The organism is Pseudoalteromonas luteoviolacea (assembly GCF_018100925.1).
GTDB lineage: Bacteria > Pseudomonadota > Gammaproteobacteria > Enterobacterales > Alteromonadaceae > Pseudoalteromonas > Pseudoalteromonas obscura.
Genome location: NZ_JAGJEH010000006.1, coordinates 370,529 through 383,700, shown reverse-complemented (window position 1 = coordinate 383,700; position 13,172 = coordinate 370,529). Strand labels below are relative to the sequence as shown.

8 protein-coding genes are annotated in these 13,172 nt (G+C 41.2%); all 8 read left to right on the top strand.

From position 1 onward, the window contains the following. Positions 1-63 precede the first annotated feature (63 nt). Positions 64-1,146, top strand: coding sequence for a glycine cleavage system aminomethyltransferase GcvT (gcvT, locus tag J8M00_RS15280; protein WP_211011395.1), 1,083 nt, complete (start codon positions 64-66; stop codon positions 1,144-1,146). Positions 1,147-1,208: 62 nt separating this feature from the next. Next, complete coding sequence (gene gcvH, locus J8M00_RS15275) at positions 1,209-1,598, top strand: glycine cleavage system protein GcvH (protein WP_023400829.1); 390 nt, start codon at positions 1,209-1,211, stop codon at positions 1,596-1,598. 179 nt (positions 1,599-1,777) lie between these two features. Continuing rightward, positions 1,778-4,675, top strand: a complete 2,898-nt coding sequence (gene gcvP, locus J8M00_RS15270; RefSeq protein ID WP_211011394.1) for an aminomethyl-transferring glycine dehydrogenase — start codon at positions 1,778-1,780, stop codon at positions 4,673-4,675. Positions 4,676-5,846: 1,171 nt separating this feature from the next. Beyond that, positions 5,847-9,053 carry an RNA-directed DNA polymerase gene (locus J8M00_RS15265; RefSeq protein WP_211011393.1) on the top strand — a complete coding sequence of 1,069 codons (3,207 nt, stop codon included), beginning with the start codon at positions 5,847-5,849 and terminating at the stop codon, positions 9,051-9,053. Positions 9,054-9,061: 8 nt separating this feature from the next. Continuing rightward, positions 9,062-9,535, top strand: a complete 474-nt coding sequence (locus J8M00_RS15260; protein WP_211011392.1) for a hypothetical protein — start codon at positions 9,062-9,064, stop codon at positions 9,533-9,535. Positions 9,536-9,842: 307 nt separating this feature from the next. After that, positions 9,843-11,249: an FAD-binding oxidoreductase gene (locus tag J8M00_RS15255; RefSeq protein WP_247687397.1), complete on the top strand. Its 1,407-nt coding sequence runs from the start codon at positions 9,843-9,845 to the stop codon at positions 11,247-11,249. A gap of 237 nt (positions 11,250-11,486) precedes the next feature. After that, complete coding sequence (locus J8M00_RS15250) at positions 11,487-11,951, top strand: acyl-CoA thioesterase (protein WP_211011390.1); 465 nt, start codon at positions 11,487-11,489, stop codon at positions 11,949-11,951. A gap of 118 nt (positions 11,952-12,069) precedes the next feature. Continuing rightward, a complete protein-coding gene (locus tag J8M00_RS15245) occupies positions 12,070-13,071 on the top strand; it encodes a fatty acid desaturase (protein WP_211011389.1) in 1,002 nt (333 codons plus the stop codon). Positions 13,072-13,172: the final 101 nt, after the last annotated feature.

Here is a 13,172-nt window from a genome sequence, read left to right as displayed (position 1 = left end):
TACCTCGATTATATGTAAAGCACCTAGAGTGACTTACATAACACAAAAAAGTGAAGGACAAGTATGACTTCTAAAACAGTACTACATGCTAAGCACCTAGAAGCAGGCGCTAAAATGGTTGATTTCCACGGTTGGGAAATGCCAATCAACTATGGTTCACAAATCGAAGAGCACCACGCAGTGCGTCAAGATGCGGGCATGTTTGATGTATCGCACATGACCATTGTGGATGTGAAAGGTGCTGATGCACAAGCGTTCTTACGCAAGCTTGTGGCAAACGATGTTGCAAAGCTGACCGTGCCTGGTAAAGCGCTATACACTGGCATGTTGAATGAGCAAGGTGGTGTTATTGACGACCTTATCATCTACTTCTTCACAGAAACGGATTATCGTCTAGTTGTAAACTCTGCAACGCGTGAAAAAGACCTTGCACACATTGGTGCAGTTGCCGCTGATTTTGAAGTGACAGTCACCGAGCGTCCTGAGTACGCCATGATTGCAGTACAAGGTCCAAATGCAAAAGAAAAAACAGCGACTATCTTAAATGATGAGCAGCGTGCAGCAGTTGAAGGCATGAAACCATTCTTTGGTGCTCAAGCTGGAAAACTATTCATTGCAACAACTGGTTATACTGGTGAAGCAGGCTACGAAATCGTTGTTCATAACGACGATGCAGCAGAACTTTGGCAGCAATTACTAGATGCAGGTGTGCGTCCGGCTGGCTTAGGTGCACGTGATACGCTACGTTTAGAAGCGGGCATGAACTTGTACGGCTCTGATATGGATGAAACGGTTTCTCCACTGGCTGCTAATATGGCTTGGACCATCGCTTGGGAACCAGAAGATCGTGATTTCATCGGCCGTAAAGTAGTTGAGCAACAACGTGCTGATAAGAGTACTGATAAGCTGGTTGGCTTGGTGCTTGAAAGCAAAGGTGTATTGCGCGGCGGCTCTAAAGTTATCGTAGAAGGTGGCGAAGGTGTTATAACTTCTGGTACATTCTCTCCGACTTTAGGTTTTAGCGTGGCATTGGCACGTGTTCCTCGTTCAACAGGGGAAACTGCACAAGTTGAAATGCGCAAAAAGCTAGTAGACGTTAAAGTTGTGAAGCCTAGCTTCGTACGTAACGGTAAGTCAGTGATCTAAGATCATTGTAACGAGTAGAATTATGGGCGGTTGCCCAACTAAAACGACCAAAGGAACAAAAAATGAGCAACATTCCTAGCGAGTTAAAATACGCATCTTCACACGAATGGGTTCGCAGCGAAGGCGACGGTGTATTCACTGTAGGTATTACTGAGCATGCACAAGAGCTTCTAGGCGACATGGTATTTGTTGACCTACCTGACGTTGATGACGAAGTAGATGCTGGCGAAGATTGTGCAGTTGCTGAGTCTGTAAAAGCGGCTTCTGATATCTACGCACCAATCACTGGTACTATCGTTGAAATCAACGAAGAGCTAGAAGATTCACCAGAATCTGTTAACAACGACCCATATGGCGACGGTTGGTTATTCAAAGTTAAAGCGTCTGACGAGTCAGAGCTTGAAAACCTACTTGACCACGAAGGTTACAAAAACTCAATCGACGAAGACTAATTCGTTGTGTGATTAAAAGCCCCATTTTTTGGGGCTTTTGTTGTTAAATCAAACCGTTTTGGTTTGGTTAACGCTCAAAGCATTATCTGTGACTGCGTTACCAAGGCCTTTGTCTGGCAAAGATGTCAGGCATCAATGCAGGAACACCCATTTTATTTGGATCATAGGAATCTGGACTAATGTCAAACGCCAAATCTCTTGAACAATTAGAGCAAAAGCAAGACTTTATTCGTCGCCACATCGGCCCGAATGCCGCACAAGTAAGCGAGATGCTTGCTGAGCTTGGAGTATCAAGTGTTGAAGAGCTGATCGGTCAAACGGTACCTGACTCTATTCGTTTAGAAACAGGTCTTAAGATTGGTGAAAGCCGTACTGAAGTTGAAACGCTGAGCTACCTAAAATCAGTAGCAAGCCAAAACAAAGTATTTAAATCATACATCGGCCAAGGTTATCACCCAACACACGTGCCTAATGTTATTCTACGTAACGTGTTAGAAAACCCAGGTTGGTACACCGCGTATACGCCATACCAGCCAGAGATCGCACAAGGGCGTTTGGAGTCTCTTCTTAACTTCCAAACACTGACTATGGATGTAACAGGCCTAGATTTGGCAAGTGCATCTTTGCTTGATGAGTCTACAGCTGCAGCAGAGGCTATGGCCCTAGCTAAGCGTGTAGCAAAAGCGAAAAAAGCAAACACCTTCTTCATTGCAGACGACGTACACACACAAACAATCGACGTAGTAAGCACCCGTGCTGAACAGTTTGGTTTTGAAGTTGTTGTAGCGCCTGCAAGCGATGTGGCAAACCACGAGATCTTTGGTGCACTATTCCAGTACCCATCAACATCTGGTGAAGTGGTAGACCTCACAGACCTTATCGCACAAGTACAAGACAAAAAAGCGATTGCCTGTGTTGCGGCAGACATCATGAGTTTAATGCTATTAAAAGCGCCGGGTAAACTAGGTGCTGACGTGGTGCTTGGTTCTGCACAGCGTTTTGGTGTACCTATGGGGTACGGTGGTCCACACGCGGCATTCTTTGCAACGCGTGACAAGTACAAACGTTCACTACCAGGTCGTATCATCGGTGTTTCTAAAGACCGTTTAGGTAACGACGCATTACGTATGGCGATGCAGACGCGTGAGCAGCACATCCGCCGTGAAAAAGCGAACTCAAACATTTGTACAGCGCAGGTATTGCTAGCGAACATGGCTGCATTCTATGCGGTGTACCATGGTCCACAAGGCCTTAAGACGATTGCACAGCGTATCAACCGCTTTGCAAGCATCTTGGCGACTGGCCTTAAATCAAAAGGCGTTGCACTGAAGCACGACACTTGGTTTGATACCATCACAGTTGTAGCAGAAGAAGCAGACAAAAACGCCGTTGTAGCACGTGCTGTTGCAAATCAAGTTAACTTTGCAATTAACCATGCAGGCGAGTACTCAATCGCACTGAATGAGACAACAACACGCGCTGACATCATAGAATTATTCGACATCATCCTAGGCGAAGGCCATGGTCTTGATGTAGCTGCGCTTGACGCAGAGGTTGCGGCAAACGGCATCACAGGTATTCCAGCAAGCTTGGTACGTGATGACGAGATCCTAACCCATTCAAACTTTAATGAGTATCACAGCGAAACTGAAATGCTGCGTTACATCAAGCGTTTAGAGAACAAAGATTTAGCATTGAACCACTCAATGATCTCTTTGGGCTCTTGTACTATGAAGCTAAACGCGACAGCGGAGATGATCCCAGTAACCTGGCCTGAATTCGCTGAGCTTCACCCATTCTGTCCACTTGAGCAAGCACAAGGTTATCAAACAATGATGACTGAGCTGCATGACTGGCTTGTAAATATCACAGGCTACGATGCAGTTTCACTACAGCCAAACTCAGGTGCACAAGGCGAATACGCGGGTCTTATTGCGATCCGTAAATACCATGAGTCACGTGGCGAAGGTCACCGTAACGTATGTTTGATCCCAAGCTCTGCACACGGTACGAACCCAGCGTCTGCACAAATGGCAAGCATGAAGGTTGTGGTTGTTGGTTGTGACGACAAAGGTAATATCGACCTTGACGATTTACGTGCAAAAGCAGAAGAAGTGTCTGAGAACCTATCTTGCATCATGGTTACTTACCCGTCTACACACGGTGTATACGAAGAGACTATCCGTGAAGTATGTGATGTTGTTCACCAGCACGGCGGTCAAGTATACATGGACGGCGCGAACATGAACGCGCAAGTTGGCGTTACAAGCCCGGGCTTCATCGGCTCTGACGTATCACACTTAAACCTACACAAAACATTCTGTATCCCACACGGTGGTGGTGGTCCTGGTGTTGGTCCAATTGGTGTTAAATCGCACCTTGCACCATTTATGCCTAACCACAGCATCATTAATGTTGCAGGTACCACAGAGGGCAACGGTGCAGTATCAGCAGCGCCTTACGGCTCTGCGGCGATTCTACCTATCTCTTGGGCATACATTGCCATGATGGGCAGCGAAGGTCTTAAGCAAGCAACTGAAATGGCGATTGTAAACGCAAACTACCTAACGGCTAAACTAGCGGATCACTACCCAGTGTTATATCGCGGCCGTAATGACCGTGTTGCACACGAATGTATTGTTGACTTACGTCCACTTAAAGAAGCATCTGGCATTACTGAAATGGATGTGGCGAAGCGTCTTATGGACTATGGCTTCCATGCACCGACCATGTCATTCCCAGTTGCAGGCACGTTAATGATCGAGCCAACTGAGTCTGAATCTAAGGTTGAAATTGACCGCTTTATCGAAGCGATGATCTCAATCCGTAAAGAGATTGCGAAGGTTGAGTCAGGCGAATGGTCTGTTGAGAACAACCCACTTGTGTTTGCTCCGCACACACAAGCTGATGTACTTGGCAACGAGTGGGAGCGTGCATATGATCGCTTCTATGCTGCATTCCCAGTACCAGCGGTAGCAAAAGACAAGTTCTGGCCAACGGTAACGCGTATCGATGACGTATACGGTGACCGTAACCTTATCTGTTCATGTCCAGCTGTTGAGACATATGCAGAGTAATTGATATCTGATTGTCGGGAGCAGTCCTGACATGGATTTTGATTTGAAAACCGCCTTAAGAAATTAAGGCGGTTTTTTTGTGGTGGGGTGGGTCTAGCTGGAGTCTCATCTCCGTCATCCTGACGGAGGTCAGGAGCCCTTTTGCAGAGGTACTAGGCTCAGCTGAAATCTTCCCCTCGTCATCCTGACGAATTCTAGGAACCATTGTGCAGAGGTGCTGGGTTCAGCTGCAATCTTCCCCTCGTCATCCTGACGAAAGTCAGGAACCATTTTGCAGAGGTATTTGGTTTAGCTGCAATCTTCCCCTCGTCATCCTGACGAAAGTCAGGAGCCATTTTGCAGAGATGCTGGGTTCAGCTGCAATCTCGCCTTCGTCATCCTGACGGAGGTCAGGATCGACGTGTGTCAGGGCAATCAGTTTAACAACCGTTCAGCTAAACATTTTGTCGCGTTGGCGACGACAACCAAAGAGGGGCTGGCGCTGGCCCCTCTCTGGACTCTCCCAGCGCCCCGCTATCACGCTTAATCTTCAAAACACTATTGATGTGAACGTAAACCCCATGTATTCGCCACCCTTGGGGAAATCATGGCTTGACTCGCATCCATGCGAGCGCATTACTCATCAATTGCTTATTTTCAGGCGTGATGGAAGGGGGAGGGATGTTGTCTGTTGGCTTTGTTGTTTAGGGTTGCACGATGCAAGACCTGACCCCATTGTTTTTCTAGGTGACCGTAACCTTGTGTGTAGTTATCCGGCGGTTGATACGTATCGTGATGATGTGTAATGTTCTGATTTAAAAATACTTAAATTTAAAAGGTAGCCTGATGGCTGCTTTTTTTGTGGGTGGAATTGGGGTAAGATGAGTTAACTGTCTAAGCAGCTAGTTACGTTTTAGCTTAGTGGCAAACTAATTTATTTTTCATTTAAGTAGTTCCCTATCTAAAATCTTTGCTTGTATATATATTTGGAATATTTGATAGCATCAAAATAAATGTAAAATCCAACTAATCAAGTAGTTAGAAATAATTATGTTGTAGTATAGAGCTGATTCTAAGTACTTTATAACTTTGAGTTCTAATACAGTTATAAAGCAAAGACAAGTGTATCTAAAACAAGTAAAAAAACTTATCTAATACATTACATACGGGTACCTAAGTACAGGGATTTAACATGAGTTATAAAGCAGAATTCAAAGGATGGAATAATCTATCACTTACAGACTTGATGGTTGCGTATCGCAAGGCTAAAGTTGATTGTTTTATGGAAGACGGCTACCCCTCTGCTATTGATTTTGCCGAATTTGAAGAAAACCTTTTAGGGAATCTAAAATGCTTATTGAAAGAATGGAAAGATAATGATGGCCCAAAAACATTAAATCATTATATCGGGCAGTTTAGGGTTGTTCCCAAAAAAGTTTCAAGCAGGCCTAGAGAAGATTGCAAGAACGGTCATACTCACTTCTCCAATAAAAAAAGGGCTTTCGAGCATTTTTGTAGTTTTAATGTTATCACACCTGAATTTAGGGTAGTTGGCAATTTCCCTGTAAAAACACATATTTTATCTGCGCTATGGATTAATATGGTTGGCCATAAATTTGATGCATGCTTAAGTGAAAGTGATGTTTATGGTGCAAGATTAAAGAGGTTGAAGACCGATAGCGGAGGCAAGCAAAAATCATTTAATATTAATGGTATAGGGTCTTTTAAACCTTATTATCAGCCATATCAAAAATGGCGTAACGATGGTTTAGCTGCAATCAGAAGCGAGCTAGAACATAAACGACCTGTAATTGCAGTGTCGTTAGACTTAAAAAGTTATTATCATACTATTGACCCCAGTTTTCTTACTGAGCCGAAGTTTCAAGAAACAATTGGTTTGGTTGAAGAAAGGTGTATTTCTCCGGAGGAGCAAGAATTTACTAAAAAAATAGTAAGGTTACTTAAGGATTGGGGGAGAGCTGCTAACCTGTTTTCAAAACGCTTAACAACTCCTGATAAAGACATCCCTAGCGGACTAGTTATGGGGTTAACAGTTTCGCGTGTCATTTCTAATGTTTTACTCTGTAAATGGGATAAGTTGATACGAGAGGAATTAGCACCAGTTCATTATGGACGATATGTTGATGATATGTTTTTGGTGCTGCATGATGGCGGCAAGATACACGATACAAAGTCATTTATGAACTTTTTGACTGAGCGTTTAAAGTTTAAGTTTGGACAGGGTGAAAAACCAGTTTTAAAACAGAATACTGAAAACTCTGAGTTATGGGAGATTGACTTTCCAAAATACTACTTGAAAAATACGACAATACAATTCCAATCAACAAAACAAAAACTGTTTATATTGGAAGGTGAAGCTGGGTTAGATTTAGTTGATAGCATTGAACAAGAAATGTATAAGCTGTCAAGTGAACATAGGCTCATGCCTTCAATTGACCAGTTTGAACAAACAACAGCAGCTAAAGTATTGATTGCAGCAGAATCTTCGAGTGAAAGTGCTGACACATTGAGAAGAGCTGATGGCCTGAGTCTACATCGTTTGAGTTGGTCCATTCAACTGAGACAAGTGGAAACTGTTGCTAGAGACATTCCTGCATCGGGTTGGGTCAAAGAGCGTAAAGAGTTTTATCAGTTTGCCCATGACCATATTTTATGCCCAGAAAAAATATTAAATCATTATATATACTTACCTAGGTTGCTCAGTTTAGCAATATCTCTTAAAGACTGGAACGATGCTAATAACATTGTAACAGCTACATTTGATGCCTTAGATAGCTTGATTGCTCATCTAAAAAGCAGAGAGTCTTGTGGAAACATTAATGGTGTAGAAAATTGTGTTATTTATGACGAACTATGGAGCGAGCTATATAAGTCTTTAGCCCATTCATTTATAGATAGCGCTGCTAAAGCTTATCCTACAGAGTTTAAAAATGAAGCTGCAAGCAATGTTGTAAAAAAACTAGCAAAAGTTTTCATGGAAACCTTGATACAGAGGTTGAGTTTCAATGATGATTTCTTCTCGACATACTTAGATGACGGTTTTTATGAAATTGCACCTAAATTACAACAAAGTGATTTAGCAAAATTACCATACAAGTGTATACAAAACCTGCATGGGTTTATTGAGAATGAAAGTCATAATTCGCACATAATAGAAGAACAAAAAGAAATCTTAACAACACTAAATGATGGTGAGTTTTTAAATGTATCTAACTTAACTAAATTTTTAGCTAAGACTCAAGGTAAAAGATTATTTAGAAAAGGCAAAATTGGCTATGAAAACATAGTTCCTTTTGTTTTCCCTACAAGGCCATACACTTCCTCAGAGATAGTTGAATTAGTACCTGAGTGTATAGGTAAAAATGCTAAGAAAAATTCAAGTCCAATAAAAGCACTTGCGAAATATATTTCAGTCCTAAGAGGTGCGTGGGTTTCACCTAATTTATTAGATCCGCCAATCACCCCTTCTAAACCATCCAATAATATCAAGATAGGAAATGGTAGTACTGAACAGGTTTTAGTTGCAGTTGCTAGTTTAGCCACAAAGGAACGTAGCTGGGAAAAGGCTGCTTGTAATCGACCCGATCATTCATTAGAGCGTTACAAACAAATTTGTGAATTAATTAATAATGTAATTTCGTCGAAGCCTAAACCACAGTATTTATTTTTACCTGAATTATCATTGCCACTCGATTGGGTTGATAGTATTTCTAGTCGCTTAACTGGCGTGGGGATAAATTTGGTTGCAGGTACAGAATATAGACATTTCAAAAATAATAAGCTGGTGAGTGAGGCTTGCTTAGTTTTGAAAGATAATCGCCTTGGGTATCCTCATTGGACAAAAATCTGGCAACAAAAAATAGAACCTGCACCTGCTGAAGATGAAACCTTGACCAGAATTTTTGGTAAAACATGGCAGCCATTAAAGAAATCGAAATGGTCAAAACCGGTCTATGAGCATAATGGCTTTCATTTCGGTGTTATGGTTTGTTCGGAATTGCAAAACAGCAAGACAAGAGTTGCATTTCAAGGAAAAGTTGATGCACTCGCTGTCCTGTCATGGAATAAAGATTTAGATACATTTGCTACTTTAATAGAAGCAGCTGTATTGGATATTCATGCATATGCTATTTTTGTAAATAACCGCCAATATGGAGATAGTCGAGTACGTTCTCCTGCAAAACAAAGCTTCCGTCGGGATTTAGCTCGAATTAAAGGTGGCGAAAATGATTTTTTTGTAACTGTTAGTCTTAATATTAAAAATCTCAGAGAGTTTCAAAGTAGAGCTAAGAGATGGCCCTTAGAATCTGACTTATTTAAGCCTGTTCCAGAGGGTTTTGTTGTCACTAATTCACGTAAAGTATTACCACCGAGGTAGAATCACGTATGATATGTTTTGAAACAGGCTTTGCAGTTTTACTAAATATTGAGACTTGGAAAAATTGGGTTCCAATAATTAGTTTATTTGTAGCTATTGGTGCTTTAGGGGTTGCTTATTGGCAAGTTCAAGTTGGAAGAAATACTTCAGCTTCGGCACAGGCACATGGAATTTATCAACAGTATCTTACACTCTGTATTGCTCATCCTAAGTTTGCAAGTGGTGGGTATGTCCCAAAAAATGTTAATGATGACGAATATGCCAAATACACATGGTTTTTTTCAAGTATGTTGTTTGCTTTCGAACAAATACTAGAAGCTAAACCAAATGATGAAAAATGGGGAGAAACGGTAAAACATCAGCTCGAAAAGCATAAAGTACACCTTCTTAAATCAAGAACAGCTGCAAGTAACCAATGGCATGAAAGTTTAGAAAAAATTATAAATGAGATAAAAGAAACCAATCTTTCACCCATCAATTAAAACATCAAATCAAAGGGGCCAGAGTACTTTGATTCTGGTTTTAATTAATCTGCAATCTCGTAATCGTCTTTGAATTTGTATTTGGAAAAAGTGCAATGCATATCAAAAACCATTTACTTTGACCCCGTTGACTACAAGAATCAGAGCACTGTGAAAAGCAGATGTCACCCAAGTACTGTCTGCTGTATTGGAAAGTAGGGGATAAAATGTTAGCCTGTTTTCTCGTAAAAACAACAAATAACAGGGTTTTATGTACGCTAAGGGCAAGAAAGTTTTAAAAATTATCTCAATTACTATAAGTGTATTTTTGGCCTTAATTCTGTTGTTTGCGATTTACATATTCGTTGACTTTTCACCTCAAGAAGAAAGCTCTCCTAGTAAAGTAAATATAGTTAACGATGTAACTCAACTTAACCCAATAGAGGTTGCGAAGGTAATTTCCCCCAAATCGATTGAGGATATTCAGAACGCCATAAGCGACACAAAAGGAAAACTATCCATTGGGGGTGGTCGCTACAGCCAAGGCGGTCAAATCGCGCTTGAAGATCATTTGCATCTAGATATGAGAGAGTTTAATCAGGTAATTTCTTTTGATCCCAAAGCAAAAGAAATTACTGTCCAAAGTGGTATTCGCTGGCGTGATATTCAAGATGTCATTGACCCTGTAAACCTCTCTATAAAAATCATGCAATCATACGCAAACTTTACTGTTGGCGGTTCTTTGAGTGTTAATGTACATGGCCGCTACATGGGTGAAGGGCCAATTATAAGGTCGGTTAAATCTATTAAAGTTGTTTTAGCCGATGGCTCTATTGTTAGTGCATCGCCACACGAAAACTCGGAAGTGTTTTTTGGGGTTATCGGAGGGTATGGCGGTCTGGGTGTTATCGCTGAGGCAACTCTTGAGCTAGTACCAAATTTAAAAGTTGGTCGAAAAACTGACTACATGACGATCGAACAATACGCTTCTTTCTTTGAGCAGAACGTAAAAAGCAACCCAAGTGTCGTTTTTCATAATGCTGATATTTACCCACCAGATTATACACATGTGAATAGTGTTAGCTGGGTTAAAACTGAAAAGCCGCTTACTGTGCAAGAGAAATTGATTTCACGTGACAAGGATTATTGGTGGCAACCTAAAGCTGCTAAATTTGTTGCTGATACCGGTCTTGGCAAATGGATGAGACAGCACATTGTTGAGCCTATCCAGTATTCTTCTGAAGCTGTTCAATGGCGAAACTATGAGGCCAGTTATGATGTTAAAGAGCTAGAACCCAAAAGCCGACAAAATGAAACTTATGTCCTAAGGGAGTATTTCGTACCAATTGACCGTTTTGACAGCTTCTCTGCAAAAATGTCAGGTATTTTTAAGGCGTATGAAGTCAATGTACTTAATGTATCAATACGCCACGCTCTGCCAGATACAGGTTCACTGCTAGCTTGGGCGAGAGAAGAGGTGTTTGCTTTTGTTGTTTATTATCGCCAAGGAACATCTGAACGGGATAAGGCAGAGGTTAAAGCGTGGAGTCGAGAAATGATTGATGCGGTAATTTCTGAAGGTGGAGCATACTATTTACCATACCAACTGCACGCTACGACAGAGCAGTTTAACCATGCTTACCCAAGAGCTAAAGAATTCTTTGAACTAAAGAAAAAGCTAGATCCCAACAATCGATTTAGCAACAAATTATGGGAGCAGCACTATGATGAATAGAGCAATATCCAGTTTTCTAATCAAAGGGGTCAGAGTCATTTGATCCTAATTTTTAATGAGTCTGCAGTCTTATAAGAGTTTGGTTGGGGAAAGAGTACTGTGCATTTTTAAAATCATTTACTCTGACCCCATTGATTCCATCCCGCGCAAAAGTGCATTTTGCAACTGAACTAACCTTGCTGCTGGTACGATGAGTTGTTACGCTCAAAGTAAATAATCATAATTTGAGGCTACGTCATGCAGGAGTTTTTCGGAAAGTATGCAATTAACACAAAAATTAATGTGGTATGGGGTGAAATGGATGCGTTAGGGCATGTGAATAACGTGTCGTATTTTCGTTATTTCGAAACTGCGCGCATTGATTTTTTAAAGCAAACCGGTTTGCTTTCTATATTATCTGAGCCCAGCCATAGTCCGGTTCTGCGTGATACTTATGCGCAATACAAGCGACCGGTTACTTTTCCTGATACTTTGTATATTGGTTCATATATTACTGACATCAAAGAAGATCGTTTTACCATGCGCTACGAGGCGTTGAGTGAATCACAGCAAGCAATATGTACAACTGGGTACGCAACTGTGGTGATGTTTAATATGAAAACCGGACAAAAAGCGCCCATTCCAGAAGATATGCTGACGATACTTAAGCAATACGAGATGCAATCAAAAGGGTCAGAGTATTTCGATCGGGATTTTAATTAACCCGCTGTTTTTTGTCTTGATATGAATGGGGAAGCGTAAAGTGAATTTGAAAAACCATTTACTCTGACCCCATTGATTCCGGTATGATTCTAATATCAACTATTTAGTACAGCTATCAATGTCAAAATTAACAGCGAATCAGAACATCAATGCGATAGTGACAGCGATAAAAGCCGAAGAGGCATCGCTTAGGGCGCGTTATCCAATCCTTAAATGGCAAAACGGTATTGCCATGGTCATACTATTGTTGTCATTGAGTTCATTTATTGGTGTTGCGACGCTGTATTATGTTGCGGTGATACCTGCGTGGCTGTGTATTATTTTAGTTGCCTTTATTACTTCTATTGCACATGAACTTGAGCATGATCTGCTTCATAAGCAGTATTTTAGTAAGCGTCCATTTATACATAACTTTATGATGCTAATTGTGTGGTTGATGCGCCCAAATACGGTGAACCCTTGGTATCGCAGGCAGATCCATTTACATCATCATAAAGTCTCTGGTACTTCACAAGACTTAGAAGAGCGCCTAGTGGGTAATGGTATTAAGTCTCCATTTTTGAGAGCCGTTGTGGTCGCTGATGGACTGCTGGGTTTATTGATTAATTCAAAGCGTTTTAGTGAAGAAATACGTGACTTTAAGTTTTTTCAGGTCTTTAATGCAGGTGTTCCGCTTGCGACGACTTACTTTGCAATCTTACATTGTGTGATTGTTTATTATGTGCTGCAATTTGTTCACCCATTTGAATTACCTGCATGGGGAGTGGAGTTGCTTGTAGTTGCTGAATTCTTGATGGTGGTACTGATTGTACCAAATATTATTCGCTCAACCTCTCTTAATTTAATTACTTCTTCAATGCACTACTATGGTGGTGTGAATAATGTGTTAGAGCAAACACATGTGATCACCAGTCGCTGGTTTTTACCTTTTCAGCTCTTTTGTTTTGACTTTGGCCGTACACATACCATTCATCACTTCGTGCCAAATCAACCCTTTTATATTCGGCAATTGATAAGCAAAAAAATACGGCCAGTTATGGCCCAGCACGGAGTACGTTTTGATGACTTACAAAGCTTAAAGCATGCAAATCAATACTTAGAAAGTGAATCGAGTAGTTGATTTTAGTGTTAGTCAGTCAAATGGGGGTAGAGTCATATGAGCCCTTTCAAAATACTCGCTTTAATTGTTACTTTAAAAGGCCATTAGCTCGTTTCGCTACA

Bases quoted from the DNA above. Each gene is read 5' to 3' on its own strand.
- J8M00_RS15245 (WP_211011389.1), top strand. From the start codon at position 12,070: ATGTCAAAATTAACAGCGAATCAGAACATCAATGCGATAGTGACAGCG.
- gcvP (WP_211011394.1), top strand. From the start codon at position 1,778: ATGTCAAACGCCAAATCTCTTGAACAATTAGAGCAAAAGCAAGACTTT.
- gcvT (WP_211011395.1), top strand. From the start codon at position 64: ATGACTTCTAAAACAGTACTACATGCTAAGCACCTAGAAGCAGGCGCT.
- gcvH (WP_023400829.1), top strand. From the start codon at position 1,209: ATGAGCAACATTCCTAGCGAGTTAAAATACGCATCTTCACACGAATGG.
- J8M00_RS15265 (WP_211011393.1), top strand. From the start codon at position 5,847: ATGAGTTATAAAGCAGAATTCAAAGGATGGAATAATCTATCACTTACA.
- J8M00_RS15250 (WP_211011390.1), top strand. From the start codon at position 11,487: ATGCAGGAGTTTTTCGGAAAGTATGCAATTAACACAAAAATTAATGTG.
- J8M00_RS15260 (WP_211011392.1), top strand. From the start codon at position 9,062: ATGATATGTTTTGAAACAGGCTTTGCAGTTTTACTAAATATTGAGACT.